Annotated in this window: 28 protein-coding genes; 12 read left to right on the forward strand and 16 right to left on the reverse strand. The window is 67.6% G+C overall.

Annotation, left to right across the window (positions count from 1 at the left end):
* Nucleotides 1-371: 371 nt before the first annotated feature.
* From JWP60_RS17115 to JWP60_RS17130, 4 genes are all read left to right on the forward strand, one after another.
* Complete coding sequence (locus JWP60_RS17115) at nt 372-812, forward strand: signal peptide prediction (RefSeq protein WP_299793986.1); 441 nt, start codon at nt 372-374, stop codon at nt 810-812.
* A gap of 73 nt (nt 813-885) precedes the next feature.
* Nucleotides 886-1,074: a DUF3606 domain-containing protein gene (locus tag JWP60_RS17120; RefSeq protein WP_299793989.1), complete on the forward strand. Its 189-nt coding sequence runs from the start codon at nt 886-888 to the stop codon at nt 1,072-1,074.
* 93 nt (nt 1,075-1,167) lie between these two features.
* Nucleotides 1,168-2,169 (forward strand): SDR family oxidoreductase, encoded by a 1,002-nt coding sequence (locus JWP60_RS17125; RefSeq protein ID WP_299793992.1) that lies wholly within the window; start codon nt 1,168-1,170, stop codon nt 2,167-2,169.
* A gap of 45 nt (nt 2,170-2,214) precedes the next feature.
* Nucleotides 2,215-2,868 (forward strand): DsbA family oxidoreductase, encoded by a 654-nt coding sequence (locus JWP60_RS17130; RefSeq protein ID WP_299793996.1) that lies wholly within the window; start codon nt 2,215-2,217, stop codon nt 2,866-2,868.
* A 97-nt stretch (nt 2,869-2,965) separates the two neighbouring features.
* Here JWP60_RS17130 and JWP60_RS17135 read toward each other — a convergent pair whose 3' ends face one another.
* The 9 genes from JWP60_RS17135 to JWP60_RS17175 all read right to left on the reverse strand — a co-directional run bounded on the left by JWP60_RS17135 (nt 2,966) and on the right by JWP60_RS17175 (nt 12,962).
* Nucleotides 2,966-3,358, reverse strand: a complete 393-nt coding sequence (locus JWP60_RS17135) for a response regulator (RefSeq protein ID WP_299793999.1) — start codon at nt 3,356-3,358, stop codon at nt 2,966-2,968.
* 111 nt (nt 3,359-3,469) lie between these two features.
* Nucleotides 3,470-3,889, reverse strand: coding sequence for an Hsp20/alpha crystallin family protein (locus tag JWP60_RS17140; protein WP_299794002.1), 420 nt, complete (start codon nt 3,887-3,889; stop codon nt 3,470-3,472).
* Between the two features lie 13 nt (nt 3,890-3,902).
* Entirely contained in the window at nt 3,903-4,346 is a 444-nt protein-coding gene (locus JWP60_RS17145) for an Hsp20/alpha crystallin family protein (protein ID WP_299794005.1), read from the reverse strand.
* 95 nt (nt 4,347-4,441) lie between these two features.
* Complete coding sequence (locus tag JWP60_RS17150; RefSeq protein WP_299794008.1) at nt 4,442-5,197, reverse strand: sulfite exporter TauE/SafE family protein; 756 nt, start codon at nt 5,195-5,197, stop codon at nt 4,442-4,444.
* 231 nt (nt 5,198-5,428) lie between these two features.
* On the reverse strand, nt 5,429-8,335 hold the full coding sequence (gcvP, locus tag JWP60_RS17155; protein ID WP_299794011.1) for an aminomethyl-transferring glycine dehydrogenase: 2,907 nt from the start codon (nt 8,333-8,335) through the stop codon (nt 5,429-5,431).
* Nucleotides 8,336-8,440: 105 nt separating this feature from the next.
* Entirely contained in the window at nt 8,441-8,818 is a 378-nt protein-coding gene (gene gcvH, locus JWP60_RS17160) for a glycine cleavage system protein GcvH (RefSeq protein ID WP_299794014.1), read from the reverse strand.
* A 10-nt stretch (nt 8,819-8,828) separates the two neighbouring features.
* A complete protein-coding gene (gene gcvT, locus JWP60_RS17165) occupies nt 8,829-9,968 on the reverse strand; it encodes a glycine cleavage system aminomethyltransferase GcvT (RefSeq protein WP_299794017.1) in 1,140 nt (379 codons plus the stop codon).
* Nucleotides 9,969-10,081: 113 nt separating this feature from the next.
* On the reverse strand, nt 10,082-11,059 hold the full coding sequence (locus JWP60_RS17170) for a tripartite tricarboxylate transporter substrate binding protein (protein WP_299794020.1): 978 nt from the start codon (nt 11,057-11,059) through the stop codon (nt 10,082-10,084).
* 223 nt (nt 11,060-11,282) lie between these two features.
* Nucleotides 11,283-12,962, reverse strand: a complete 1,680-nt coding sequence (locus JWP60_RS17175; protein WP_299794023.1) for an electron transfer flavoprotein-ubiquinone oxidoreductase — start codon at nt 12,960-12,962, stop codon at nt 11,283-11,285.
* Nucleotides 12,963-13,084: 122 nt separating this feature from the next.
* Between JWP60_RS17175 and JWP60_RS17180 the strand changes: the two genes are divergently transcribed.
* The 3 genes from JWP60_RS17180 to JWP60_RS17190 all read left to right on the forward strand — a co-directional run bounded on the left by JWP60_RS17180 (nt 13,085) and on the right by JWP60_RS17190 (nt 15,626).
* Nucleotides 13,085-13,867: an SDR family oxidoreductase gene (locus JWP60_RS17180; protein ID WP_299794026.1), complete on the forward strand. Its 783-nt coding sequence runs from the start codon at nt 13,085-13,087 to the stop codon at nt 13,865-13,867.
* A 6-nt stretch (nt 13,868-13,873) separates the two neighbouring features.
* Nucleotides 13,874-14,293 (forward strand): thioesterase family protein, encoded by a 420-nt coding sequence (locus JWP60_RS17185; protein ID WP_299794029.1) that lies wholly within the window; start codon nt 13,874-13,876, stop codon nt 14,291-14,293.
* An 82-nt stretch (nt 14,294-14,375) separates the two neighbouring features.
* Nucleotides 14,376-15,626, forward strand: a complete 1,251-nt coding sequence (locus JWP60_RS17190; protein ID WP_299794032.1) for a PQQ-dependent sugar dehydrogenase — start codon at nt 14,376-14,378, stop codon at nt 15,624-15,626.
* 82 nt (nt 15,627-15,708) lie between these two features.
* Here the strand turns inward: JWP60_RS17190 and JWP60_RS17195 are convergent, their stop codons facing one another.
* The 4 genes from JWP60_RS17195 to JWP60_RS17210 all read right to left on the reverse strand — a co-directional run bounded on the left by JWP60_RS17195 (nt 15,709) and on the right by JWP60_RS17210 (nt 17,538).
* On the reverse strand, nt 15,709-16,287 hold the full coding sequence (locus tag JWP60_RS17195; RefSeq protein WP_299794035.1) for a peroxidase-related enzyme: 579 nt from the start codon (nt 16,285-16,287) through the stop codon (nt 15,709-15,711).
* A gap of 26 nt (nt 16,288-16,313) precedes the next feature.
* A complete protein-coding gene (locus JWP60_RS17200; protein WP_299794037.1) occupies nt 16,314-16,556 on the reverse strand; it encodes a BrnA antitoxin family protein in 243 nt (80 codons plus the stop codon).
* Nucleotides 16,546-16,821, reverse strand: coding sequence for a BrnT family toxin (locus JWP60_RS17205; RefSeq protein WP_299794039.1), 276 nt, complete (start codon nt 16,819-16,821; stop codon nt 16,546-16,548). Before JWP60_RS17205 ends, JWP60_RS17200 begins: the two co-directional genes overlap by 11 nt.
* Nucleotides 16,822-17,001: 180 nt before the next feature.
* Nucleotides 17,002-17,538 carry a hypothetical protein gene (locus tag JWP60_RS17210; protein ID WP_299794041.1) on the reverse strand — a complete coding sequence of 179 codons (537 nt, stop codon included), beginning with the start codon at nt 17,536-17,538 and terminating at the stop codon, nt 17,002-17,004.
* 639 nt (nt 17,539-18,177) lie between these two features.
* Here JWP60_RS17210 and JWP60_RS17215 point away from each other — a divergent pair.
* Entirely contained in the window at nt 18,178-18,561 is a 384-nt protein-coding gene (locus tag JWP60_RS17215; RefSeq protein ID WP_299794044.1) for a carboxymuconolactone decarboxylase family protein, read from the forward strand.
* Between the two features lie 89 nt (nt 18,562-18,650).
* Here the strand turns inward: JWP60_RS17215 and JWP60_RS17220 are convergent, their stop codons facing one another.
* Nucleotides 18,651-19,196 (reverse strand): LuxR C-terminal-related transcriptional regulator, encoded by a 546-nt coding sequence (locus tag JWP60_RS17220; RefSeq protein ID WP_299794047.1) that lies wholly within the window; start codon nt 19,194-19,196, stop codon nt 18,651-18,653.
* A gap of 99 nt (nt 19,197-19,295) precedes the next feature.
* Here JWP60_RS17220 and JWP60_RS17225 point away from each other — a divergent pair, with 99 nt between their 5' ends.
* From JWP60_RS17225 to JWP60_RS17240, 4 genes are all read left to right on the forward strand, one after another.
* Nucleotides 19,296-19,991 carry a CoA transferase subunit A gene (locus JWP60_RS17225; RefSeq protein ID WP_299794049.1) on the forward strand — a complete coding sequence of 232 codons (696 nt, stop codon included), beginning with the start codon at nt 19,296-19,298 and terminating at the stop codon, nt 19,989-19,991.
* Between the two features lie 144 nt (nt 19,992-20,135).
* Nucleotides 20,136-20,774, forward strand: a complete 639-nt coding sequence (locus JWP60_RS17230; RefSeq protein ID WP_299794052.1) for a 3-oxoacid CoA-transferase subunit B — start codon at nt 20,136-20,138, stop codon at nt 20,772-20,774.
* A 19-nt stretch (nt 20,775-20,793) separates the two neighbouring features.
* Complete coding sequence (locus JWP60_RS17235) at nt 20,794-22,194, forward strand: CoA transferase (protein ID WP_299794104.1); 1,401 nt, start codon at nt 20,794-20,796, stop codon at nt 22,192-22,194.
* Nucleotides 22,195-22,323: 129 nt separating this feature from the next.
* Nucleotides 22,324-22,917, forward strand: coding sequence for a hypothetical protein (locus JWP60_RS17240; protein WP_299794055.1), 594 nt, complete (start codon nt 22,324-22,326; stop codon nt 22,915-22,917).
* Nucleotides 22,918-23,012: 95 nt separating this feature from the next.
* On the opposite strand, the gene JWP60_RS17245 is transcribed toward JWP60_RS17240, so the two are convergent.
* The gene (locus tag JWP60_RS17245; protein WP_299794058.1) at nt 23,013-23,576 is read right to left on the reverse strand and encodes a DNA-3-methyladenine glycosylase; all 564 of its coding nucleotides are present in this window, start codon (nt 23,574-23,576) and stop codon (nt 23,013-23,015) included.
* Nucleotides 23,569-25,416: an ABC transporter ATP-binding protein gene (locus tag JWP60_RS17250; protein ID WP_299794060.1), complete on the reverse strand. Its 1,848-nt coding sequence runs from the start codon at nt 25,414-25,416 to the stop codon at nt 23,569-23,571. The genes JWP60_RS17245 and JWP60_RS17250 overlap by 8 nt, the downstream gene beginning before the upstream one ends.
* Between the last annotated feature and the right edge of the window lie 393 nt (nt 25,417-25,809).

The raw sequence follows: 25,809 nt of genomic DNA on the forward strand, positions 1-25,809 counted from the left end.
CGGACGTGTGATCGAGCGGAGAGTTTGGCTGCGCAGCAGTCAAACTCGCAGCGAGTTCGGCCGCGGGGGCCGCAAGACCGGCCAGCGCAGGTTTGCCCGATCGCGCCTGGCGCGATCGGGACGCCCCGCCGCGCGCCGCAGCCCGCCCGCATGCGGCTTTGCCGCCCCGGTCGCTCATCGTGACGGACTGGCACCAGCGCCTTTGTGAAGTCTCCTGAACGACCGGGCCTGTTCCGGTGTCTGAACAGGGACATGCTGGAACCTGCTATTCCGGACAGCAGTGGGTCGAGCCCGGGATGACATCCTGTGTCCGACGCCATGACGGGCCCCGCGCTCCAGCACGATTGCGCGGCCCGCGCCACAATGCGGGCATGGTCAGGGGATCCCGCCTCCTTCGCTACCTCTGGGCCGCGCCGTACACGCTGGCCGGATTGCTGCTGGGTGCCGTGGCGATGCTCTGCGGCGCAAGCGCGCGCCGGCACCACGGCGTGCTGGAGATCTGTGGCGGCCACATCGGCAAGCGCATGGCGCGCGTGCCGCAGCCCTTCGGCTTTTCGGCCATGACGCTGGGCCACGTGATTCTGGCGGTGGACCGGTCTGCGCTGGCCCAGCTGCGCCTGCACGAGCACGTGCACGTGCGCCAGTACGAGCGCTGGGGTCCGCTGTTCCTGCCGGCCTATGCCTTGTCCAGCCTGCTGCAGTTGCTGCGCGGCCGCAATCCGTATCGCGAGAATCACTTCGAGCGGCAGGCTTACGCGGCCGTTGCGGCGCGGCGTCGCACGGCACGGGAGTCGTCCTCGTCCCACGGCTGACTGCGCTGTCGGGCGGCCCCGCATTCCGCGCTTGCGCGGCATCATCGGGGCTCCAGGCAAAGGAGAAAAACCCATGGAAAACAGCCCGAGCCCGGCCGAGAGCGCCCGCGTGATCGACCTGACCAGCCAGACCGACGTGCAGTTCTGGTGCCGCATCTTCGACGTCAGCATGGACCAGCTGCGCAGTGCCGTCCACCACGCCGGCCACAAAGTCGCCGACGTTGAACGCTACCTGCGCGAAAGGAACATCACCGCGACCTGAGCGTAGGCCCTCGACTACAGGCCAGTCCGCGCTTGTCCGCGGCGCCTGCCTTCGGGCACGCCGCACCATCGAGGTTTGCCACAGGAGCCCTCGATGGACAACAAGCCCGCTGCGAAAGACCAGGCCCGCAGCACCAGCAACGAAGCCGCGGCTGAAAAGCAGCGCGACATACAGCGCGAACAGGACCGCAAGGAACCCAGGGAAAGCGGCGGCAAGGAAAGCGGCCCGCCGCAGACCAGCGCCCAGAAGTACCCGAGCGACTTCCCCTCGCAGCACCTGACCAAGCCCGGCCAGGAGGTCGACATGGAGCTCAAGCCCCGCTTCATGGCGCCGGACTACCGCGGCAGCGACAAGCTCAAGGACAAGGTGGCTCTGATCACCGGCGGCGACTCCGGCATCGGCCGCGCGGTGGCCGTGCTGTATGCGCGCGAAGGTGCCGACGTGGCGATCGTCTACCTCGCCTCCCACGACGATGCGCAGGAGACCAAACGCTGCATCGAGCAGGAGGGCCGCCGCTGCCTGCTGATCGCCGGCGACCTGAAGGACCCGAAGTTCTGCGAGGAGGCCGTTGCCAAGACGGTCGCCGAGTTCCGGAAGCTCGACATCCTGGTGAACAATGCCGCCTTCCAGGAGCACGCGCACTCGCTGGCCGACATCACCGACGAGCGCATCCTGGAGACCTTCACCACCAACATCATGGGCTACATGCGCATGGCCCGGGCCGCGCTGCCGCACCTGAAAGAGGGCTCGTCCATCATCAACACGGGCTCGGTCACCGGACTCAAGGGCAGCAAGAACCTGCTGGACTACTCGGCCACCAAAGGCGCGATCCATGCCTTCACCATGTCGCTCGCCTCCAGCGTGCTGGAGAAGGGCATCCGCGTGAATGCCGTGGCGCCCGGGCCGGTGTGGACGCCGCTGAATCCGGCCGACCAGAGCAGCCAGGAGATCGTCGAATTCGGCAAGCAGACCGACTTCAAGCGCGCGGCGCAGCCGGAGGAGCTCTCGCCGGCCTACGTGTTCCTGGCAGCCCCCGCGTGTTCCAGCTACATCACGGGCATCGTGCTGCCGGTCACCGGCTCCGTGGGCAATTGAGGGGGCGGCGAGCGGCGTGCGGCGCGAAGTCGCAGAATGGGCGGCATGAGCCAGCCCCTTCACATCGACTTCGTCTCCGACGTGGCGTGCCCCTGGTGCGCCGTCGGCCTCGCCTCGCTCGAACGCGCCTTGCAGAACCTGCAGGGGCAGGTCGCCTTCGAGATGGAATTCCAACCCTTCGAGCTCAATCCGCAGATGGGCCCGCAGGGGCAGGACGCCAGCGAGCACCTCACCCAGAAATACGGCTCCACGCCCGAACAGCAGGCGCAGTCGCGCGCCGGCATCGCCGATCGCGGTGCGGCCGTCGGCTTCCAGTTCCGCAAAGAAGGGCGCGGGCGGGTCTGGAACACTTTCGATGCGCACCGGCTGCTGGTGTGGGCCGGCGAGCAGGGCGCGCAACAGCAGCGCGACCTCAAGATGGCGCTGCTGGAGGCGTATCACGGCGAAGGCCGCAGTCCGGCGGATCACGCCGTGCTGGCGGAGGTCGCGGCGTCCGTGGGGCTGGACGGTAATGCGGCCAAGGAGGTGCTGGCCAGCGACCGCTATGCCGACGAGGTGCGCAAGCGCGAAGCGCACTTCCAGGGCCTGGGCATCCATGCGGTGCCCTCGGTGATCGTGAACGGCCGCCACCTGATCCAGGGCGGCCAGCCGCCGGAGGTGTTCGAGCAGGCGTTGCGGCAGCTGGCGACGGGCCAGTGATGCCTGGTGGGGTGCGCTACGCGCATCCCACCCTACGCGACGCACCGAGGTAGGGTGGGATGCGCATAGCGCACCCCACCACCGGGCCACGACGCCGCTAATGCCCGCCTGCGGCGCGCGCCAGGGCGACGCAGTAATCCAGCATCGCCTCGGTCTCCATCGCCTTGTCGAACACGCCGTCGGCGCCCAGTTCTTCGCAGCGCCGGCGCACCTGCGGATCGGCCGTGCCGGTGAGCACCACCACCTTCTGCGTCACCGGGCGCTCGCGCAGGCCCTGCAGCACGCCGAAGCCGCTGCCGCCCCCGCGCTCCAGCACCAGGTCGACGATGGCGATGTCCCAGTGATGCGCGGGATCGCGCAGCCAGGCCAGCGCGGATGGCTCGGTGGCCGCCCAGCCGGCGCCTTCGATCCCACCGATTTCCGCCAGCGCCTCGAGCAGGCTATCGCGCAGGGCGGGCTGGTCTTCCACAAGAAAAGCCTTGAGCGCCAACGACATCTCCCTCGCGGGCGCGCAAGCATCGTGTGTGCCGCTTTCCCCCGCGGATTGATTGTGCACCGAGGCAAGCCGGCCGCCTAACGTGCGCGGCCGGTGTGTTGCGCTTCAGCCCGCCCGCACATCGATGCGCCGCGGCTTTGCCTCCTCCGCCTTCGGGATCGTCAGGCGCAGCACGCCCTCGCGCAGCTGCGCGTCGATGCGCGAGGTGTCCAGCTCGCGGCTGAGGGTGAATTGCCGGCGATAGGCCGGGCACTGCGCCTCGCCGTACACCAGCTCCATGTTCTGCGGGCCGGCGGCGGCGGCGGTGGCCTCCAGCAGCAGGTTGTCGCCGTCGACGCGCAGCTGTAATTGCTCGCGCGTCACGCCGGGCAGGTCGGCCAGCAGCGTGATCGCGTGGTCGTTCTCGAACACGTCCACCGGCGGCACGACGTAGCGCTCCTGCGGCGGCTGCCGCAGCTTGCCTTCCTGCGTCAGGGCCGCCTCGCCCGGCTGGGCGGACGTAGCGGTCTGGACTGCGTTGTTCATGGCATCTTCTCCTTCAGTTCACTTCGATACGGCGGGGCAGCGAGGACTCGCGCTTGGCCACGCTGATGCGCAGCAGGCCATCGCGGTAGCTCGCCTCGACGCGCGCCGGGTCGGCATCCTCAGGCAGGCTCACCACGCGCCGGAAGCGGCCGGTGAAGCGCTCGTTGGCATAGACGCTGGTGCGCTCGCCCTGCGCGGGCAGCTCGCTGGCGCGCTCGCCGGCGATGACCAGCAGGCCGCGGTCGACCGTGATCTCGAGCCTGGCGGGATCCAGGCCCGGTGCCAGCGCCTGGACCTCGACCGAGGTCGGGGTGGTGCCGACATTCAGCACGGGGAAGCCGCTGCCGGCGCCGGAGCGGATGCTGCTGCCCGGCGTGGGGAACACCTGGTCGAACAGGGACTGCATTCGGTTGAGTTCCGCGAACAGGTCGGCGGAGGAACGGAACAGGGGACTCATGAAGTTTCTCCTTTCTGGCACGTCCGGCCGATCCCGAATTAGGGGCGGCTGCCGGCGGTTTCAAGAACCGGTGCGCGCAGGGAGATGCGCAGCCTTCAGCCGCCGGCCCAGCGTGCCAGCAGCACGGGCAGGGCGGAGGCAAGCAAGGCGATGCCGCTGGCCGCCAGCAGCCCGAGTACCAGCTTGCGAAAGCCGGTGTCGCTGATCCCGAGGTACACGCGGGCGCCCAGGAGCACGGGGATCACCACGGCCGGCGGCACGATGGCCAGCAGCGGCAGCATGCGGGCCTCGATGATCCCGCTGCCGATGTAGCTGGCGAAGGTGACCACCTGCAGCGCCAGGTTGAAGTTCTGGATGATGGCGCGCTGCCGGTCCCTGTCGAAGCCGCGCATCGTGCACCAGAGCGTCGGCACGACGCCGGTGAAGCCGCCCAGGCCGCCCATCACACCGCCGGCGACACCCGCCAGCGCATCGCCCGCGCGGCTGCCAGCCACGCGCGGCAGCCGTGACGCGAAAAACATCAGCGGGCAGACGATCATCAGCATCACCCCGAGCACCAGCTTGAAGAGCGGGACGTCCAGTCGCGGCAGCAGCCACAGGCCCAGGGGCAGTCCCGCGAGGCCGCCGGCCACGAAGGGCTGCAGCGCGCGCCAGTCCCAGCCGCGCCGCACCGTGACAGCGGCCAGCACCTGGCCGGTGAGCGAGCCGACGACGCTGAGCGTGGCGGCAAGCTTCGGGTCGAGCGTCCAGGCCCAGAGCGCCATGGCGGTGAGGCCGAAACCGAAACCGGAGAGACCCTGCACAAAGCCGGCGAGGGCGGCGCCGAGGGCGACGGTGAGGATGAGGGTCATGCGATGGGCGTGAGCGGGTTCGTGTAGTTGTGGATGTCATTGCGGGCTTGACCCGCAATCCACGACGGCGCCTGCATCAGCGCCGCATGGATCCCGGGTCAAGCCCGGGATGACATCCAACAGCCCCGGATGACATCCAATGCGCCCGCGATGACATCCTCTGCACCCGGGATGACATCCGGTGCGCCCGCGACGACATGCGCTGCGCCCGGGATGACATCCGTGCGCCGGTCACTCGTACGCCGCCATCGGCACGCAGCTGCAGAACAGGTTCCTGTCCCCGTAGACGTTGTCGACCCGCCCCACCGGCGGCCAATACTTCAACTGGCGGCCCGACCCGGTCTTCGGGTCGGCCATCGCTGCCCCAAGCTCGCGCGGATAAGGATGCGGCCACTCGGACTCGAGCAAGGCCTCCGCGGTGTGGGGCGCGTTCTTCAGCGGGTTGTCGTCCTGCGGCCATTCGCCCGATTCGATGCGGCGGATCTCGCCTCGGATCGCGATCATCGCCTCGCAGAAGCGGTCGATTTCCTCCAGCGTCTCGCTCTCGGTCGGCTCCACCATCAGCGTGTTCGGCACCGGGAAGCTGAGGGTGGGCGCATGGAAGCCGTAGTCGATCAATCGCTTGGCCACGTCCTCCGCCAGCACGCCGCTCGATTCCTTCAGCGGCCGCAGGTCCAGGATGCATTCGTGGGCCACGTGCCCGTTGGCGCTCGCATACAGCGTCGGATAGTGCTCGCGCAAGCGCGCGCTGATGTAGTTGGCGCTGAGGATCGCGACCTCGGTGGCCTGCGTCAGGCCTGCTGCGCCCATCATGCGGCAGTACATCCAGCTGATCGGCAGCACCGCCGCATTCCCCAGCGGCGCCGCCGAGACCGCACCGACGCCATGGTCCGGCAATCCGCCGGCGTGGTGGCCGGGGAGGAAGGGCACGAGGTCCGCCACCACGCACACCGGGCCCACGCCCGGTCCGCCGCCGCCGTGCGGTATGCAGAAGGTCTTGTGCAAGTTCAGGTGGCTCACGTCGCCACCGAATTCGCCCGGCGCCGCCACGCCCACCAGGGCATTCATGTTGGCACCGTCGACGTACACGCGGCCGCCGTGGCGATGCACCAGCTCGCACAGTTCCTTGACCTGCATCTCGAACACGCCGTGCGTGCTGGGATAGGTGATCATGATGCAGGCAAGCTGCTCGCTGTGCTGCTCGCATTTCGCCTGCAGGTCGGACAGGTCGACGTTGCCCTTGTCGTCGCAGGCCGTCACCACCACCTGCATGCCGGCCATCTGCGCGCTGGCCGGATTGGTGCCGTGCGCCGACGAGGGAATCAGGCAGATGTTGCGATGCGCGTGCCCGCGGCTCGCGTGCCACGCCCGGATCGCCAGCAGCCCGGCGTATTCGCCCTGCGAGCCGGCATTGGGCTGCAGGCTGACGCCGGCATAGCCGGTGGCCTCGCACAGCCACGCGCGCAGTTGCCGGTCGAGTTCGGCATAGCCTTGCAGCTGGTCGCGCGGCGCGAACGGATGCACGTTGGCGAACCCGGGCCAGGTGATGGGGATCATCTCGCTGGTGGCATTGAGCTTCATCGTGCAGCTGCCCAGCGGGATCATGCTGCGGTCCAGCGCGAGGTCCTTTTCGGCGAGGCTGCGGAGGTAGCGCAGCATGCCGGTCTCGCTGTGATGCGTGTTGAAGACCGGGTGCGTGAGGAAGGCGCTGGTGCGGCGCAGCGCCTGCGGGATCAGCGGCGCGATGCCCTGTTCGAACGCGGTGAACTGCGGGACGGCCTGCCCCGGCTGCGCGAAGATCCGCCACACGAGTTCGACGTCGGCGCGCGTGGTCGTCTCGTCCAGCGAGATGCAGATGTACTCGTCCCAGGCGATGCGCAGGTTCGCGCCCAGCGAGTGGCCCTTGGCGACCAGCGCCTGCGTCGCCTCGCCGGTGCGCAGCGACAGCGTGTCGAAGGCGCTTTCGTGATGGTGCGCGGTGTAGCCCAGCTCCTGCAAGCCCTTCGCGAGGATGGCCGTGTACGCGGCCACCCGCTGCGCGATGCGCGTGAGCCCTTGCGGTCCGTGATAGACCGCATACATGCTGGCGACCACGGCGGGCAGCACCTGCGCCGTGCAGATGTTGGAGGTCGCCTTCTCGCGGCGGATGTGCTGCTCGCGCGTCTGCAGGGCAAGGCGATAGGCCGGATTGCCATGCGTGTCGACGCTCACGCCCACCAGCCGGCCCGGCAGCGAGCGCTTGTATTCATCGCGGCAGGCCAGGTAGCCCGCATGCGGCCCGCCGCAGCCCATGGGCATGCCGAAGCGCTGCGTGGTGCCGACCACCACGTCCGCGCCCATCTCGCCGGGGGGCACCAGCAGCGTCAGCGCGAGCAGGTCGGCGGCGAAAACGACGCCCGCCTGCTTGGCGTGGATCTTCTCCACCTCGGGGCGCCAGTCCATGATCCAGCCGCTGCTGGCCGGGTACTGGATCAGGGCGCCGAACAGTTCGCCCGCCACGGCGTCCTGCCATTCCTGCGCGGAGTTCGCGACGACCACGCGAATGCCCAGGGGCGCCGCGCGCGTGCGGACCACTTCGATGGTCTGCGGATGGCAGTCGCCTGCGAGCAGGAAGACGTCGCTGCGGCTCTTGACCATGCGGCGCACCAGCGTCATCGCCTCGGCCGCGGCAGTGGCTTCGTCCAGCATCGAGGCGTTGGCGATGGGCATGGCCGTGAGGTCGCACACCATCGTCTGGAAATTCACCAGCGCCTCCATGCGGCCCTGGCTGATCTCCGCCTGGTAGGGCGTGTACGCGGTGTACCAGGCCGGGTTCTCCAGGATGTTGCGCAGGATGACGCCAGGCGTGTGGGTGCCGTGATAGCCCTGGCCGATGAAACTGCGCAAGACCTGGTTGCGTTGCGCAATCGCCCGCAGTTCGGCCAGTGCCGCAGCCTCGGTCACCGGCGGAGGCAGGCGCATCGCGGTCGCCCGCGCAATGGCCCGCGGCACGATGCCCGCCACCAACGCCTGCCGCGAAGCCTCACCGATCACCGAGAGCATGTGGCGCTCGTCGGCTTGCGAGATGCCGATATGGCGCGGGATGAACTCGTCGTGGTTTTCCAGCTCGCGCAGCGGTGGGGCGGATTGCATCAGCATTCGTACTTCCTGCATTGGATGTCATTGCGGGCTCGACCCGCAATCCACCGCGGCGATGGATCCCGGGTCAAGCCCGGGATGACATCCCTTGCCGTCTTCGTGTGGTCACGCATTCGCCTTCACGAACTTCGCGTATTCCGGTGCGTCCATCAGCACGTCGAATTCGGCCATGTCCTTGATCAGGATCTTGAACAGCCAGCCGTTGCCCATGGGGTCCTTGTTGGCCATCGAGGGATCGTTGCGCAGGTCCTCGTTGACTTCGGTCACTTCACCGGCGATCGGCATGAACACGTCGGCCGCGGCCTTGACCGATTCGACCACGCCCGCCACCTCGCCTTTCGCGTAGCTCTTGCCCACGTCCGGCAGGTCCACGAACACCACGTCGCCCAGTGCGTCCTGCGCATGCAGCGTGATGCCGACGACGGCGGCCTCGTGGTCCTCCAGCTGGATCCACTCGTGCTCGGGCGTGTACTTGACGGTCATGGGTCTCTCCTCAGGCGGCCGGGCCGCGGTAGTAACGGTTGGGAACGAAGGGCATGGGACTCACCTCCATGGGAACGATCTTGCCGCGCACCACCGCGTGCACGCGGGTGCCGGGCGCGGCGAACTGCGGCGGGACATAGGCCATCGCAATCGGTTGCTCGATCGATGGACCCAGCAGGCCGCTGGTGACCTCGCCGATGCGCAGGCCCTGCGTGTCCTGCAGCTCGATGTGCTCGCGCACCGGGATGCGCTCCAGCGCTTTCAGGCCCACGCGCTTGCGGGCGATCGGCTCGCTGCCAGCGAGTTGCGCCAGCACCTTTTCCGCACCGGGGAAGCCACCCGCGCGCGCACCGCCGCTGCGGCGCACCTTCTGGATCGCCCAGTTCAGCGCCGCTTCGACCGGCGTGGTCGTGGTGTCGATGTCATTGCCGTACAGACACAGTCCTGCCTCCAGCCGCAGCGAATTGCGCGCGCCCAGGCCGATCGGTTGCACCTCGGGCTGGGCCAGCAGCGCGCGCGCCAGCGCTTGCGCTTGTGCGGCCGGCACCGAGATCTCGAAGCCGTCTTCGCCGGTGTAGCCGCTGCGCGTGACGAACAGTTCGGCACCCTGCCACTGCAGGCCGGCACCGGTCATGAACACCAGCTTCTCGACGCCGGGCAGCACGCGCTGCAAGGCATCGACGGCCTTCGGCCCCTGCAGGGCGAGCAGGCCGCGATCGGGCAGCGGCAGCACCTCGCAACGGCTCGCGATGCGTTCGTGGATGTGCTGGAGGTCCGCCACCTTGCAGGCGCCATTGACCACCACGAACAGCTCGCCGCCGCGGTTGGCGAACATCAGGTCGTCGAGGATCGTGCCTTCGTCGGTGAGCAGCAGGCCATAGCGCTGCCGACCGGGGGCGAGGTCGATCACGTCGACCGGCATCAGCGTCTCGAAGGCAGCGGCCGCGGCGGGCCCGACCAGCCGCAGCTGGCCCATGTGCGAGACGTCGAACAGGCCGGCGCTGGCGCGCGTGTGCCGGTGCTCGGCGACCAGGCCGGCGGGATATTGCACCGGCATGGCGTAGCCGGCGAAAGGGACCATGCGCGCACCGAGTTCCAGGTGCAGCGCGTGCAGGGGTGTCTTCTGTAGCTCTGGTTCGGGCGCGGACACGTGTGCTCCACAGGGCGGAAGACCATCGTACACACGATGGGCGCGGTCGTGCTGCCCGCCTGCCCGGCTCGCCGGCGCTGCCGGCTGCTCATCCGCGCAGCCGGCCGGGGGCCTTACTCCTTGGGCGCGCCGGAGTCGCGCACGATGCCTTCATAGCGCTTCACTTCGGAAGCGGAGAACTTCGCGAATTCCTCCGCCGAGCCGCCCATGACGATGGCGCCCATGTCCACCAGCCGCTGGTGGATCTCGGGGTTCTTCAGGATCTTGTTGACCTCGGTGTTCAGGCGCGTGACCACTTCCGCCGGCGCATGCGCGGGCAGCATCAGGCCGTACCAGGCCGAGGCGAGCATGGGCGTGCCCGCCTCCTTGAACGTGGGCACCTTGGGCAGCGCGGGCAGGCGCTTCTCGGAGGCGACCGCCAGCGGCTTGAGCATGCCGCCGCGGATGCTGCCCAGCGAGCCGGTGTCCAGCATCATGTCGATGTGGCCGGCGATCAGGTCCTGCGCCGCCGGGCCGCTGCCCTTGTACGGGATGTGGCGGATGTCGATGCCGGCCGCCGTCTTGAACTGCGCGCCCGCGAGGTGCTGCGAGCCGCCGATGCCCGCGGAGCCGTAGGTGTACTTGCCGGGATCCTTCTTGGCGGCGGCCACCACGTCGTGCAGCGAATTCCAGGGCGACTTGGCCGGCACCACCATCACGTTGGGGATCTCGCACAGCGACACCACCGGCGTGAAGTCGGTGATCGGCTCGTAGCCCAGGCGGGCGTACAGGTGCGGTGCGGCGGCATTGGTGGAACTGGTGGCCAGCAGGATGCTGTGGCCGTCCGGCTTGTCCTTGACGAACTGCTGCGTGCCGATCACGCCACCGGCGCCGCCCTTGTTCTCGACGATCACGGGAACGCCGAGTGCCTCGGACAGCGGTTGCGTCAGCAGCCGACCGATCTGGTCGGTGGCGCCGCCGGCCGGCCACGGCACCATCAGCCTGATGGGCATCTTGTCGTTGGGCCAGGCGGCGAAGGAGGCCGACGAAGCGAGCGCGAGGGCGCAGGCGAGGAGGGCGTTGCGGCGGGAGAGGAGGGGGTGAGAGTTCATGGCTTGTGCGGGGTTGGGGCTCGGGGAATTCATCGCGCGGATGTCCCTGGATGTGCCTGGATGTCATTGCGGGCTTGACCCGCAATCCACGACGGCGCCTGGAGGACCGCCGCATGGATCCCGGGTCAAGCCCGGGATGACATCCAGCGGCATGACGTCCAGCAGCCCGGGATGACATCCACTGGACATCCACTACATCCGATCACTCCACCGATTATCCCACTCACATGTTTGTGTAATTCGGCCCGCCGCCGCCTTCCGGCGTGACCCACACGATGTTCTGCGTCGGGTCCTTGATGTCGCAGGTCTTGCAGTGCACGCAGTTCTGCGCGTTGATCTGCAGGCGCTCGCCGCCGCCCTCGGCGGGCACGAACTCGTACACGCCCGCCGGGCAATAGCGGCTCTCCGGGCCCGCGTACTTCGCCAGGTTGACGTTCACCGGAATCGTCGGATCCTTCAGCGTCAGGTGCGCGGGCTGGTTCTCCTCGTGGTTGGTGTTCGAGATGAACACCGAGGAGAGCCGGTCGAAGGTCAGCTTGCCATCGGCCTTGGGATAGACGATGGGCTTGCACTCCGAGGCGGGCTTCAGATAGACGTGGTCCGGCTTGGCGCGATGCAGCGTCCAGGGGATGCTTCCGCGCAGCACGAACTGCTCGATGCCGGTCATCACGGTCGCGACCGAGAGGCCCTTCTTGAACCACTGCTTGAAGTTGCGCGCCTTGTTCAATTCCGCGTACAGCCAGGAATGCTCGAAGGCATGCGGATACGCCGCCAGCTCGTCGTGGTGCCGGCCCGCCTGCACCGCCTCGAAGGCCGCGCGCGCGGCCAGCATGCCGGTCTTGATCGCCGCATGGCTGCCCTTGATGCGCGACGCATTCAGGAAGCCGGCGTCGTCGCCCACCAGCGCGCCGCCGGGAAACACCAGCTTGGGCAGCGAGAGGATGCCGCCCACCGTCAGCGCGCGGGCGCCATAGCCCAGGCGCTTGGGCTTGCCGGCGTCGAAGTACCAGCGGATGTTGGGATGCGTCTTGAAGCGCTGGAATTCCTCGAAAGGAGAGAGATACGGGTTCGCGTAATCGAGGCCGACGACGAAGCCGATCGCGACCTGGTTGTCCTCCATGTGGTACATGAAGGAGCCGCCGTAGGTCATCTCGTCCAGCGGCCAGCCGGCGCCGTGCAGCGCCAGGCCCGGCGTGTGGCGCGAAGCGTCGATCTCCCACACTTCCTTGATGCCGATGCTGTAGCTCTGCGGATCGCGTCCGTCATCGAGCTTGTAGCGGCCGATCAACTGCTTGCCCAGGTGCCCGCGCGAGCCCTCGGCGAAGATCGTGTACTTCGCATGCAGCTCCATCCCGAGCTGGAAGTTGTCGGTGGGCTCGCCGTCCTTGCCGATGCCCATGTTGCCCGTGGCCACGCCCTTGACCGAGCCGTCCTCGTTGTAGAGGACTTCGGCTGCCGGGAAGCCGGGGAAGATCTCGACACCGATCGCCTCGGCCTGCTGCGCCATCCAGCGCACGACGTTGGCCAGGCTGGCGATGTAGTTGCCGTGGTTGCCGAAGTTGGGCGGCAACAGGAAGTTGGGCACGCGCCGGGCGCCCTTCTCGTTCATGAAGAGGAAGATGTCCTCGCTCACGGGCACGTTGAGCGGCGCGCCTTTTTCCTTCCAGTCGGGGATCAGTTCAGTCAGCGCGATCGGGTCGACGATGGCGCCGGACAGGATGTGTGCGCCGGGCTCGGAGCCCTTCTCCAGCACGACGACGGAGATCTCCTTGCCGTCCTGCTGCGCGAGCTGCTTCAGGTGGATGGCGGTGGCCAGGCCGGCGGGCCCGCCGCCGACCACCACCACGTCGTATTCCATCGCTTCGCGCGGTCCGTACCGGGCCAGGATTTCTTCTTGCGTCATGGGTGTCGTCGATAATGGTTCGCACGTTCGGGTCGCAGCCACCGCGCGGCAGCCGCACATTCTATGCGGCCGCGCAGGGCGGGCGAACGATCGTGCTATTTCTTTCTCCCCAAGGAGTTTCCGTGAGCTACAGCATCGACTTGTCCGGGCGTGTCGCCTTCGTCACCGGCGCTTCCAGCGGCCTCGGGGCACAGTTCGCCCGGACGCTGGCCCGCGCCGGCGCGGCGGTGGTGCTGGCCGCACGGCGCCTCGAGAAGCTGAAGGACCTGCGCGCGCAGATCGAGGGCGAGGGCGGCGACGCGCACGTGGTGCTGCTGGACGTGACCGACGTCGACTCCATCAAGTCCGCCGTGGCGCATGCGGAGACCGAGATGGGCTCCATCGACATCCTCGTCAACAACTCCGGGGTCAGCACCACGCAGCGCATCCAGGACGTGACGGAGGAAGACTTCGACTTCGTGTTCAACACGAACGTGCGGGGCGCCTTCTTCGTCGCGCAGGAAGTGGGCAAGCGCATGCTGGCGCGCGCCCGTGGTTCGGCGCCGGGCAGTTTCACCGGCGGCCACATCATCAACATCGCCTCGGCCGCCGGCCTGCGGCCGCTGCCGCAGATCGGCGTGTACGCCACCAGCAAGGCGGCGGTGATCCACATGACCAAGGCGTTCGCGCTGGAGTGGGGCCGCTTCGGCATCAACGTCAACGCCATCTGCCCCGGCTACATCGACACCGAGATCAACCACCATCACTGGCACACCGAGCAGGGGCAGAAGCTCGTGCAGATGTTGCCGCGCAAGCGCGTCGGCAAGCCCGAGGACCTCGACGCGCTGCTGCTGATGCTCGCCTCGGACCGCAGCCACTTCGTGAACGGCGCAGTCATTTCGGCGGACGACGGCTTCAGCCTCTGAAGCGCGATGAAGCTGGAGCTGCCCGCCCGCAAGAAACTGGTGCACACCGCCCGCATGCCGATCCGCTGGGGCGACATGGACGCGATGGCGCACGTCAACAACACGGTCTACTTCCGCTATCTCGAGGTGGCGCGGATCGACTGGCTCGCGCAGATCGGCTGCGCACCCAACCCGCAGGGGGAAGGGCCGGTGATCGTCAACGCCTTCTGCAACTTCCACCAGCAGCTGGAGTACCCCGGCGACATCGTCGTGCGCATGTACGCCAGCGATCCGGGCCGCAGCAGCTTCGAGAGCTGGGCCACCATCGAACGCGCCGACGACGAGGGCACGGTGTACGCCTCAGGCGGTGCCACCACGGTATGGGTGGACTTCCCCCGGCAGAAGTCGGTGCCTATGCCGGAGTGGTTCCGCGCGCTGATCGCCTGAGCCACTGGGCGGCCGCTGCACTGGCGCAGTACTTCTCGAAACGCGCAAGCGCCTGCGTGCCCGGGCGCAGGTAGATTGGGGCATGGACACCTCCCCGCTCCGCATCGCTCCGCTGGCTGCGCTGTTCGCGCTGTCCGTACTGGTCAACGGCTGCGGCGGTGCCGCGGGTGGCAGTACCGCCGCGGCGGCGCCGGCCGCTGTACCCGCACGTGCAGCCGCACCGGCAACCGCGCCCTCGCCTGCACCTCAGGCCGTCACCGTGCACGTGACGGAACGCGCGACCCATCTCGACAATCCCTGGGGCATGGCCTTCCTGCCGGACGGCCGCATGCTGGTCACCGAGCGCGGCGGCACGCTCAAACTGCTGCAGCCCAGTGGCACCGTGCTGGGCACCGTCAGTGGCGTTCCGGCGGTGGCGTTCGAAGGGCAGGGCGGACTGCTCGACGTGACGATCGATCCCGGCTACCAACAGAACCACCGCATCTACTTGAGCTACTCGGAGCGCGATGCCAGGGACGAGACGCTCATGGGGACGGCGGTCGCGCGTGCGGTGCTCGATCCGCAGACGCGGTCGCTCGCCAGCGTGACCGTCATCTACCGGCAGACGCCGAAGGTGGCGTCCAACCTGCAGTTCGGGTCGCGGCTGGTGTTCGATCGCACGGGCAATCTTTTCGTCACGCTCGGCGATCACTTCGTCAACCGCCAGAACGCGCAGGACGTCACGCGCGGCGACGGCAAGGTGGCGCGCATCACCACCGACGGTGCGCCTGCGCCCGGCAATCCGGTGTGGCGGCAGCCGGGCGCGCAGCCGCACCTGTACAGCTTTGGCCATCGCAATCCGCAGGGCGCGGCGCTGAATCCCGCGACCGGCGAACTCTGGATCAGCGAACACGGCGCGCGCGGTGGCGACGAGATCAATCGCATCCAGCCGGGCCGCAACTACGGCTGGCCGATCACGAGCTTCAGCCAGGAATACGGTACGCACACGCCGGTGGCACCCACCTCGCTGGCGGGCACCGAGCCGCCGGCCTGGGTGTGGGTGGAGATCGACGGCTCCGCCTGGCCGGGCGATGGCGCGGCGAAGTCGTCGATCGCGCCCTGCGGCATGACCTTCTACGACTCGGATGCGGTGCCGCAGTGGAAGGGCAACCTCTTCGTCGGCGCGCTGGCCGGCACGGCACTCTGGCGGCTGACCCTGGATGGCAACACCATCACGCGCCAGGAGCGGCTGCTGTTCGAGCGCCACGAGCGCATGCGTGACGTGGTGCAAGGGCCGGACGGGGCGCTGTACCTGCTGACGGACGATGGGAAGATGCTGCGGTATGGGCCTTGAAGGGCTGCCGCGGTGGGGTGCGCTGCGCGCCACCCACCGTACAAATTCTCCTGTAGGGTGGGCATCCCACCGCTCGTCCTGCCTATGATTTCTTTTCGCGGGGGATGCGGCCCAGGAGATAGAACTCCGGATTCGGCATCATGTTCGAGAAGCTCGCCATGCGGTTCGACAGCCCGAAGAAGGCGGTGATCGCGGCGATGTCCCAGATGTCCTCGTCGTCGAAGCCGTGCGGATGCAGCGCGGCGAAGTCGGCATCGTCGATCTCGTGCGAGCGCAGGCACACCTTCATCGCGAAGTCGAGCATCGCGCGCTGGCGTGGCGTGATGTCGGCCTTGCGATAGTTCACGGCGACCTGGTCGGCCACCAGCGGCTTCTTCTCGTAAATGCGCAGGATGGCGCCATGCGCCACCACGCAATAGAGACACTGGTTCGCGGCACTGGTGGCGGTGACGATCATCTCGCGCTCGCCCTTGGTGAGCGAGCCGGTCTCCTTGAGCATCAAGGCATCGTGGTAGGCGAAGAAGGCGCGCCACTCGGCCGGGCGGCGGGCCAGCGCCAGGAAGACGTTGGGCACGAAGCCGCTTTTCTCCTGCACCTCCAGGATGCGCTGGCGCATGTCCTCGGGCAGGTCCTTCAGTTCGGGCATGGGGTAGCGGTCCATGGCGGTCTCCTTGGCTGGGTTAAGTCTCACCGCACCTTGCTCAAACGTTCGGCCATCCGGGTCTGCCAACCAGGGCCAGTCGCCTTCCAACGTTCGATCACATCGGCCGGGAGCCGCAGTGTGAGCTGCTTACGAGGGTTCTCGGAAGGCGGACGGCCTCCCTTGCTGATCTTGGCGCGCGCCAGCATCTCCTCGTCGAGTTCAGGGAGCTCCTCGTACTCGCTCTTCCTGATCCGGTGCGCATCCACGCGCGCAAGATCAGACTTCAAGGAGCGGCGCGATGCGGGCCTGCTCGCGGGCATTGGCTTTCCTCATGCTGAAGACGTGACGATCCGCGCCACGCGGTGTGTAGCCCACGACCACCATGCGACCAGCCAGGCGCCCATAGCAGATGATCCGGGCCTCACCATAGTCCTTGCGCGCGTCTTCGACCTCCAGCGTCACGCCTTCGAATACGACTGCTGCGTCTTCGAAATCGAGGCCTCGCTCCCGAAGCGTCAAGTCACGCTTCTCGGGATCGTAGGTCACGCGCATTGGTTATTGTAGCTACAATAACCTTCGGGTCAAGCGCAGCGCTGCCCGTGAGATTTAAGGTCGGAGTTTGACCGGCACGCAGTGGCATTGCGCAGCGGGGCGTACGCTCACCAGCACGCCTCGCGGCGCAATGCCGCTGCGTGTCCGTGTCGAAGGACCTGTTAGACCTCACCGCTCCTCCTACATCCACACGTTCTGCGGAAGCGTGCTTCGCAGTTCTTCGCAACGGGTCTCGATCGCTCGTTCGAGCTTCGCAATCATACGCAGCAGTACGCGCAGAGCGGGCCTTCGAATCGGCGCCCTAATAGCTCGGAAGATTCCCCCGTCGCCGTCTTCGAACACCTCAATTTCCAGTTCAAGGTAGTCGGCATCAGTGTGAGCAACTTCCCTGTTCCGGAGCTGAATCAGCAACTCGTGAAACTCACGCTCTTCGGATGTGAAGGAGCGTAGAAGCGACCCAGGAAGTGCCTTCTCGGCCACCGAAGTGCCACGGGAGCTGACGAATGGCCGTGCGTACGATACGACGAGAGCTGTGTTCAGTGCCAAGAGGAGGCCAGACATGGGCTTGCTCCGTGGCAGTGCGATCTTCCGCACCAACAGCTCTGAGCCTACGTCACGAGCCTCTTCCAGATCGATCCGCGACAACCAAAGACGACGATAGAGCCGCAAGGCAGGCTGAAGCTGCGCTGGTACTTCGAATCGCTTGAGATCTGCCACAAGCCTCTCCGTGAGGTCTAACTGTAATGTCTACCGCCCCCAAACCTGAAGCCCCGCACACGCGCGATCAGGCAGTCCGCGGCGGTGCGGCAGATTGTTGATTCAGGAACTCATTTTCCTCCATGGGCCGGAGAAGAGATCCATATTTCGCGAAGCTGCGAACCCGCACTTGCCCACTATCGACACTGCCGCAACATCATGCTGCGTCTCTTTCCTGAAAAGCGTCACGCGCAGAATACAGTCGCCTGGCATTGCGCAGCATCTTGTCGGTTGTGCATGGGAGCGCCCCTCCGGCGCCGGATGAGAAGTCCCCGATTCACCGAGCTGCAAATCTGCAGTTGCGCACAAGCGAAGGGCAGCATCTGGTACGAGGCTCGGGACGGGACGCGGCCACTTGCTGTCGGTGTTCGCCCGCCAGCTCACCGGCGACCCACGCGCAGCACGTCCTGGACGAACACATCGCCCAAGCCGTCGTGGATGTTCAAGGTCTCCCACTTCCGGTCTCCTTCTCCAGCAGCCGACCCCTTGATCCCCGATACGCAAGCCACACGAGGACGCCTCGACCGTGACCCTGCTTGGGCAGATGGCTTCCGAAACGCGCCGGCGTATGCTCCCGGCTTCTTCATTGGAGGAACGCCCATGCCGCTGCTGTCCAACGACCCCGAAACCCAGGCCGGCCTGGCCACGCGCCGCAAGGTTCTGGGCGACGCCTATGTCGACGCGTCGCTGTCCAAGGTCACGCCGTTCACCGCGCCGCTGCAGGAACTGGTGACCAAGCATGCCTGGGGCAACACCTGGCAGCGTCCCGGGCTGGACCTGCGCACGCGCAGCATCGTCACGGTCGCGATGCTGGTCGGACTGGGCAAGATGCACGAGCTGAAGATCCACGTGCGCGGCGCCTTGAACAACGGCGTGACGCCGGAGGAACTGCAGGAGATATTCCTGCACGCGAGCGTGTATTGCGGGTTCCCGGCGACGCTCGATGCGTTCCGCACGGCGGCGGAAGTGATCGACGCGAAATGAGGTTGCAAGCTCGGGTGCGCGTTGCGCAGTCCAGCCTACGAGTGGCCCGCATGTAGGCTGGGCTGGCCGCGGGCCACCCCAGCTTGCATTCACGACCCCGCCATCAACTTGTGCACCAGATCCGCCGTGGTGTTCGCGCGGTACTTGCGCATCAATCGCGCGCGATAGATTTCCACGGTGCGGTGGCTGATGGCCAGGGTCTTGCCGATTTCCTTGGAGGTCAGGCCGTCGAGCAGGCGGGCCGCCACCTCGCGCTCGCGCGCCGTCAATTCCGCCTTCACCGGCCGTTGCGCGCTCAGGTCCTCGAAAGCCCAGATGCCCTGCGCGTGCGGCGCGGCGCGGTTCAAGGCGCGGCCGGTCACGTGGCACCAGAACACCTCGCCGTTCGCCCGCTTCATGATGCGGTCGTCGCCGTAGTGGCCTTTGGCATTCAGGATCGGGATCATGCGCTGGCCCAGGCGCTCGTATTCCTCGGGGCTGGGATACAGCACCAGGAACGATTGGCCGGTCAGCGTCTCGCGCGACCAGCCGAAGGTTTCGCACAGCTGCTGGTTGCAGTCCACGATCACGCGGTTGCGCGACAGGCACAGGCCGACGGGCGCGAGCTCGAATGCAAGCCGGTAATCGAGGTCCATCCGGGCGGATCTCTAGGGATTACTACGTAACATCATAGGTAGTATCGTAGCGCTGCATGCGGCCCGCCCGGTGGGCCTGCTGTTTCCGAGGAGACTCGCTTGAACAAGATTTATCCCAACGCGGCGGCGGCGATCGACGGCGTCGTCAAGTCCGGCCAGCTGCTGGCAGTCGGCGGCTTCGGGCTGTGCGGCATCCCCGAGGCGCTGATCGAGGCGGTGCGCGCCAGTGGCGCCAAGGACCTGACCGCGATCTCCAACAACGCCGGCATCGACGACTTCGGCCTCGGCAAGCTGCTGCAGACGCGGCAGATCAAGAAGATGATCTCCTCGTACGTGGGCGAGAACAAGGAGTTCGAACGCCAGTACCTGGCGGGCGAACTGGAGCTGGAATTCACCCCGCAAGGCACGCTGGCCGAGAAGCTGCGCGCCGGCGGCGCGGGCATTCCGGCCTTCTTCACGAAGACGGGTGTCGGCACGCTGGTGGCCGAGGGCAAGGAGCTGCGCGAATTCGACGGCGAGACCTACGTGATGGAGCGCTCGCTGGTGCCCGACGTCGCGCTGGTGAAGGCCGACGTCGCCGACAAGAGCGGCAACCTGCGCTTTCGCCTCACGGCGCGCAACTTCAATCCGGCCGCCGCCATGGCCGGCAAGGTGTGCATCGTCGAAGTGGAGAAGATCGTCGAAGTGGGCGAGCTCGCCCCCGACGACATCCACCTGCCCGGCATCTACGTGCACCGCATCGTGCTCAATGCCAGCCCCGAGAAGCGCATCGAGAAGCGCACCATCCGCCCGTAATCCGGAGGTCATTGCGGCCCGGACCCGCAGCGAACATGTCATTGCGGGCTTGACCCGCAATCCACGCTGCCTCGGATCAGGCGCCGCATGGATCCCGGGTCAAGCCCGGGATGACAAGCGAAGACAGACACCAAGGAGATTCACATGCCCTGGACCCAAGACCAGATGGCCGCACGTGCGGCGCAGGAACTGCAGGACGGCTTCTACGTCAACCTCGGCATCGGCATCCCGACGCTGGTGGCCAACTTCACCGGCGACAAGGAGGTCTGGCTGCAATCGGAAAACGGCATGCTGGGCATCGGCCCCTTCCCGACCGATGCGGAAGTCGACGCCGACCTGATCAACGCCGGCAAGCAGACCGTCACCACCATCAAGGGCTCGGCCATCTTCGGCAGCCACGAGAGCTTCGCGATGATCCGCGGCGGCAAGATCAACCTCTCGATCCTGGGCGCCATGCAGGTCAGCGAGAAGGGCGACCTGGCCAACTGGATGATCCCCGGCAAGATGGTCAAGGGCATGGGCGGCGCCATGGACCTGGTGGCGGGCGTGCCGCGCGTGATCGTCCTGATGGAGCACGTGGCAAAAAAGAAGGACGGCAGCGAGGACCTGAAGATCCTGCCGCAATGCACGCTGCCCCTCACGGGCGTGGGCGTGGTGGACCGTATCATCACCGACCTGGGCGTGTTCGACGTGACCGAGCAGGGCCTGAAGGTCGCCGAACTCGCCCCCGGGGTGACGTTCGAGCAGGTGCAATCCAAGACCGGCGTGCAGTTGATCCAGTAGGCTCGCAGTGAGCGCAGCAATGCCGGGCGATGTCCTTGCCAGCCTCTGGCAACTCGCCGGCCTGCCCGGCGACGCGCTCGCCTGCGCCCACCTGACCGGCACCGACCCGGTCTATCCCTCTTCCTTTGCCGTCGCCACGGCGGCGCAATCCACCATCGCTGCGGCGGCGCTCGCCGCCTGCGAGTTGGCGCATGCGCGTGGCGTGCCGCGCCAGCAGGTCGCGGTCGATGCCACGCATGCCGCCGCCGAATGCCTCGGCTGGTTCAGCGTCGACGGCCGCGTGCCCGAGGCCTGGGACAAGTTCTCCGGCCTGTACCGTGCCCGCGATGGGCACGTGCGCATCCACGCCAACTTCGCGCATCACCGCGAGGGCGCCCTGCGCCTGCTGGGCCTGGACCCGGAGCAGGCCGACCGCGCCGCCGCGGAACAGGCGATGCTGCACTGGGATGCACTCGCCTTCGAAGACGCCGCGGCAGGGCAGGGCCTGGTCGCCACCGCCCTGCGCAGCTTCGCGCAATGGGATGCCAGCCCGCAAGGCCAGGCGCTTGCCGCGCAGCCGCTGTTCACGATCACCCGCATCGGCGATGCCGATCCGTTGCCGCTGCCGGCGCTCGATGCCCAGCAGCGCCCGCTCGCAGGCGTGCGCGTACTGGACCTCACGCGCATCCTGGCGGGCCCGGTGGGCGGCCGCGCGCTGGCTGCCTACGGCGCCGACGTGATGCTGGTGAATGCGCCGCACCTGCCCAACATCGAAGCCATCGCCGACACCAGCCGCGGCAAGCGCTCGGCGCTGCTGGATCTGCGCACGGACGACGGTCGCAGGGGCATGGCCGCCTTGCTGGCCGATGCGCACGTCTTCGTGCAGGGTTACCGCCCCGGCGCCTTGCAAGCGCTCGGGTTCGCGCCCGAGGCGCTGGCCGCGCGCCGACCGGGGATCGTCTGCGTGTCGTTGTCCGCCTATGGCATGCAAGGGCCGTGGCACTCGCGCCGCGGCTTCGATTCGCTGGTGCAGACGGCGATGGGCTTCAACCTGGCCGAGGGCGAGGCCGCCCACGCCAGCGATGCCGCCAAGGCGGGCGAGCCGGTGCGCCCCCGGCCGCTGCCCATGCAGATCCTGGACCAGGCCACCGGCTACCTCATCGCCTTCGCTGCGGCCGCTGCGCTGTGGCGGCAGCAGCGCGAAGGCGGCAGTTGGCACGTGCAGGTCTCGCTGGCGCAGACCGGGCACTGGATTCGCAAGCTCGGCCGTGTGCCGGATGGTTTTGCCGTCACGCCACCGGACCTCCAGCCCTTCCTGGAAACCACCGCCTCCGGCTACGGCGCGCTGCGGGCCCTGCGGCACAGCGCGCTGTTGAGCCGCACGCCGGCAGGCTGGATCCGGCCGTCGGCACCTCCTGGCTCATCGCCGCCGCGCTGGTAATCTCCGACCAGGCCCGCGGGAAGGTTGCTGACAGCCGATAGTTGGCTTGGCCTGCGTACTTTGCACGGTCCGGTGCTCATCATCCCGGCATACCAAATCTGGGCCGCTGGTGCGGCGGAAGGGCAAGTCATGAAACTGAAAATCGGAGTCCTGGGCGGACTGCTGCTGCTCGCCGGCGCCAATGCGATGGCTTGCTACACCGTCTATGACGGCAACTCGCGGGTGGTCTATCGCGGCCTCGAAGCACCGGTGGACATGAGCCTGCCGCTGCGCGATGCCCTGGTCACGCGCTTCCAGCGTGGCGCCAGCATGGTGTTCGACCAGACGGCCGAATGCACTGCCGTCGGCATCGCACAGGTGGCGCGGCCCACCGGCGGCATCGTGCCGGTCAACACGATCCGCATGGAAGGCAGCGGCCGGCAGGCCTCGCCTTCGAGCGCGGCGCCCCTGTTCACCGACCTGCAGACCGCCGAGCGCGCGCACCTGCCGCACACGCTGGTGGCCGGCGACATCGTGATGGTTCCCTCGGCGGCCGCGGCCCGCGTGAACCTGCCAAGCTTCACGGTGATCCCCGCCGATGTCGCGGTCGCAGCCGCGCCCGCTTCGCCGAACACCGCGGTGCTCGGCGCTGGCGCCCACCCGTCGACCGTGATCACCGAGATGCGCAACCCGCCGATGACGATCATCCAGCACGGTGGCAACGTGCAGGTGCAGCGGTATTGAGATGTCCTCTCGTAGGGTGGGATGCGGCAAAGCCGCACCCCACCTTGCCGCGCACAGGAGGGCCGTTTGGTGGATGCGGCTTGGCCGCATCCACCCTACCTGAACGGTCGGCTCAGGAATCGTGAGCCGGCCAGCCCGAAGCGCCACGGCACCTCCGCGGCCTTGCTGATGCCGATGCGGGGGCCGGCCACGACCTCGTGCTCTTGCTCCGCGGCCAGCACTTCGAAGGGCTTGCGATCGAGTCGATGGCCGTTGTAGGCATGCACGATCGCCAGGGCCTGCCCCACGCGGCCCGGTCCCGAACAAAGCAGGCGCACGTCGTGCATGCCGCGCCGCTCGCACATCGTCGCCAGGCCTTGCAGCGGCTCGATCGCGCGGATCAACACCCCGGCGCCATGCCCTTCCTCGCGGCAGACGAAATTCAGGCACCAGTGGATGCCGTAGGAGCGATAGACATACGCGCGCCCGGGCGGCCCGAACATCACGGCATTGCGCGGCGTCGGCCCGGGGTAGGTGTGCGAGGCCGGGTCGGCGCGGTCGTACGCCTCGGTCTCGACGATGCGGCCGCCGACACCGTCGACCAGCAGCACCGCGCCGATCAGCGCCTGCGCCACCACCGCGGCATCGCCCAGGAAGTCGGCCGGCCCCAGTTTAGGCACCGGCCTCCTCCGCCACGCTCTCGCCCAGGAAGCCGCCGCTCTGGTGCGCCCACAGGCGCGCATACAGGCCGCCCTGCGCCAGCAGCGAGCGATGGTCGCCCTGTTCGACGATGCGGCCGCCATCCATCACCACCAGCCGGTCCAGCGCCATGATGGTGGAGAGGCGGTGCGCGATCGCGATCACCGTCTTGCCCTGCATCAGGTCCTTCAGGCTTTCCTGGATCGCGGCTTCCACTTCCGAGTCGAGCGCGCTGGTGGCTTCGTCCAGCAGCAGGATGGGCGCGTTCTTCAGCATCACGCGGGCAATCGCGATGCGTTGCCGCTGCCCGCCCGAGAGCTTCACGCCCCGTTCGCCGACGTGCGCGTCGTAGCCGGCGCGGCCCTGCGGGTCGGTCAGCGTCGCGATGAAGCGGTGCGCCTGGGCCCGCTGCGCGGCACGCACCAGGTCTTCCTCACCCGCGGTCGGGCGGCCGTACAGGATGTTGTCGCGCACCGAACGGTGCAGCAGCGAGGTGTCCTGCGTGACCATGCCGATGCTGGCGCGCAGGCTGTCCTGGGTGACGTGCGCGATGTCCTGACCGTCCACCAGGATGCGGCCGCCCTCGATGTCGTAGAAGCGCAGCAGCAGGTTCACCAGCGTCGACTTGCCGGCGCCTGAGCGGCCGATCAGGCCCACCTTCTCGCCGGCGCGCACCGTCAGCGTGAATTCGTCGATCACCGGCTGCGGCTTGCCGTAGCCGAAGCGCACGTGCTCGAAGCGCACCTCGCCGCGGGCCACCTGCAGCGGCTGCGCATCCGGCGCATCCAGCACCAGGCGCGGCCGGGTGAGGGTGCCGATGCCGTCGAGGATGGTGCCGATGTTCTCGAACAGCGATGCCATCTCCCACATGATCGAGTGCGACATGGCGTTCACGCGCAGCGTCATCGACGTGACCGCCGCCACCGCGCCGGCGCTCACCTGTCCCTGCGACCAAAGCCACACGCTGTAGCCGCAGGAGGCGACGATCAGCGACACCACCAGCGTGTGGTTGACGAACTGGAAGGCCGTCACCAGCCGCATCTGCTTGTGGCCGGTGGTCATGAACTCCGTCATCGCCTGGCGTGCGAAGCCGGCCTCGCGCTGCGTGTGCGAGAACAGCTTGACCGTGGTGATGTTGGTGTACGCATCGGTGATGCGGCCGGTCATCAGCGCGCGCGCGTCGGCCTGCTGCTTGCCGATGCGGCCCAGGCGCGGCACGAAGTACCAGCATGAGGCGCCGTACAGCACCAGCCAGCCCAGGAAGGGCAGCATCAGCCGCAGGTCGAAGCTGCCCGCCAGCGCCACCACCGTGATGAAGAAGGCGGCCGTGCTGATGATCACCTCGCTGGTGGTGAACAGCGTCTCGCGCACGGCCAGCGCGGTCTGCATCACCTTGGTCGTGATGCGGCCGGCGAAATCGTCGGAATAGAAGGAGAGGCTCTGGCCCAGCATCATGCGGTGGAAATTCCAGCGCAGGCGCAGCGTGAGGTTGATGGCCAGCGTCTGGTGCTTGATGAAGCTCTGGCCGACCACCAGCGGGATGCTGGCCAACAGCACCACCACGAACACCACGAAGGTGTGCCCCTCCTGCTGCCACAGCGTGCCGGGCCGCGCGTGCGTGAGCCAGTCCACCACATGGCCGAGCGCCCCGAACAGCCAGGCGTCCCAGCAGGACGCCGCCGCGCTCAGCACCGTCAGCGCCAGCAGGTAGGCACGCGTCCCCTCGGTGCAGGCCCAGACGAAGGAGAAGAACTTCCTCGGCAACTCGGCCGGCTCGGCCTCGGGATAAGGGTGCAGCAGTTTCTCGAACAGCCGGTACAACGAAGGCCTCCAATGACGGCAGTCACCTTACCAGCCTTTCAAACAAATTGGGGTCAGGTTCGCATTTCCGCGGCGGTCCCCGCGCGTCGCTCCGGGAGCTACTGTTGTCCCAAATGCAGTTGGTATGGCACAAATGCATTTTCGCGCGGGTGCCTTTCCTGCGCGGCCAGTCGGTCGCCGTCATCGTGCCGGCCTGGTTCGCGCCCAAGCTCGGTGCAGTGGCGCCTGGCAGGCGTGGCGGGGGACCCGCCGCTCGCAGAGCAAGCTCGCGCAGCCTCCCCTTGCGCCGCCTCCTCTCCTACCCGGGCCATCACCGCCGGGGTGGAGAATCGCCGTTCGGCCATTCCAAACGCGACCTTTGCCTTACGCGCCCCGTTTCACTCTTCCCCGAGC

The sequence above is a fragment of the Ramlibacter sp. genome, from assembly GCF_028291745.1.
GTDB lineage: Bacteria > Pseudomonadota > Gammaproteobacteria > Burkholderiales > Burkholderiaceae_C > Ramlibacter.

Coding starts and splice junctions, on each gene's coding strand:
- JWP60_RS17115 (WP_299793986.1), top strand. CDS start 372: ATGGTCAGGGGATCCCGCCTCCTTCGCTACCTCTGGGCCGCGCCGTAC.
- JWP60_RS17120 (WP_299793989.1), top strand. CDS start 886: ATGGAAAACAGCCCGAGCCCGGCCGAGAGCGCCCGCGTGATCGACCTG.
- JWP60_RS17125 (WP_299793992.1), top strand. CDS start 1,168: ATGGACAACAAGCCCGCTGCGAAAGACCAGGCCCGCAGCACCAGCAAC.
- JWP60_RS17130 (WP_299793996.1), top strand. CDS start 2,215: ATGAGCCAGCCCCTTCACATCGACTTCGTCTCCGACGTGGCGTGCCCC.
- JWP60_RS17140 (WP_299794002.1), bottom strand. CDS start 3,889: ATGAACAACGCAGTCCAGACCGCTACGTCCGCCCAGCCGGGCGAGGCG.
- JWP60_RS17145 (WP_299794005.1), bottom strand. CDS start 4,346: ATGAGTCCCCTGTTCCGTTCCTCCGCCGACCTGTTCGCGGAACTCAAC.
- JWP60_RS17150 (WP_299794008.1), bottom strand. CDS start 5,197: ATGACCCTCATCCTCACCGTCGCCCTCGGCGCCGCCCTCGCCGGCTTT.
- gcvP (WP_299794011.1), bottom strand. CDS start 8,335: ATGCTGATGCAATCCGCCCCACCGCTGCGCGAGCTGGAAAACCACGAC.
- gcvH (WP_299794014.1), bottom strand. CDS start 8,818: ATGACCGTCAAGTACACGCCCGAGCACGAGTGGATCCAGCTGGAGGAC.
- JWP60_RS17170 (WP_299794020.1), bottom strand. CDS start 11,059: ATGAACTCTCACCCCCTCCTCTCCCGCCGCAACGCCCTCCTCGCCTGC.
- JWP60_RS17175 (WP_299794023.1), bottom strand. CDS start 12,962: ATGACGCAAGAAGAAATCCTGGCCCGGTACGGACCGCGCGAAGCGATG.
- JWP60_RS17185 (WP_299794029.1), top strand. CDS start 13,874: ATGAAGCTGGAGCTGCCCGCCCGCAAGAAACTGGTGCACACCGCCCGC.
- JWP60_RS17190 (WP_299794032.1), top strand. CDS start 14,376: ATGGACACCTCCCCGCTCCGCATCGCTCCGCTGGCTGCGCTGTTCGCG.
- JWP60_RS17195 (WP_299794035.1), bottom strand. CDS start 16,287: ATGGACCGCTACCCCATGCCCGAACTGAAGGACCTGCCCGAGGACATG.
- JWP60_RS17205 (WP_299794039.1), bottom strand. CDS start 16,821: ATGCGCGTGACCTACGATCCCGAGAAGCGTGACTTGACGCTTCGGGAG.
- JWP60_RS17215 (WP_299794044.1), top strand. CDS start 18,178: ATGCCGCTGCTGTCCAACGACCCCGAAACCCAGGCCGGCCTGGCCACG.
- JWP60_RS17220 (WP_299794047.1), bottom strand. CDS start 19,196: ATGGACCTCGATTACCGGCTTGCATTCGAGCTCGCGCCCGTCGGCCTG.
- JWP60_RS17230 (WP_299794052.1), top strand. CDS start 20,136: ATGCCCTGGACCCAAGACCAGATGGCCGCACGTGCGGCGCAGGAACTG.
- JWP60_RS17235 (WP_299794104.1), top strand. CDS start 20,794: ATGCCGGGCGATGTCCTTGCCAGCCTCTGGCAACTCGCCGGCCTGCCC.
- JWP60_RS17240 (WP_299794055.1), top strand. CDS start 22,324: ATGAAACTGAAAATCGGAGTCCTGGGCGGACTGCTGCTGCTCGCCGGC.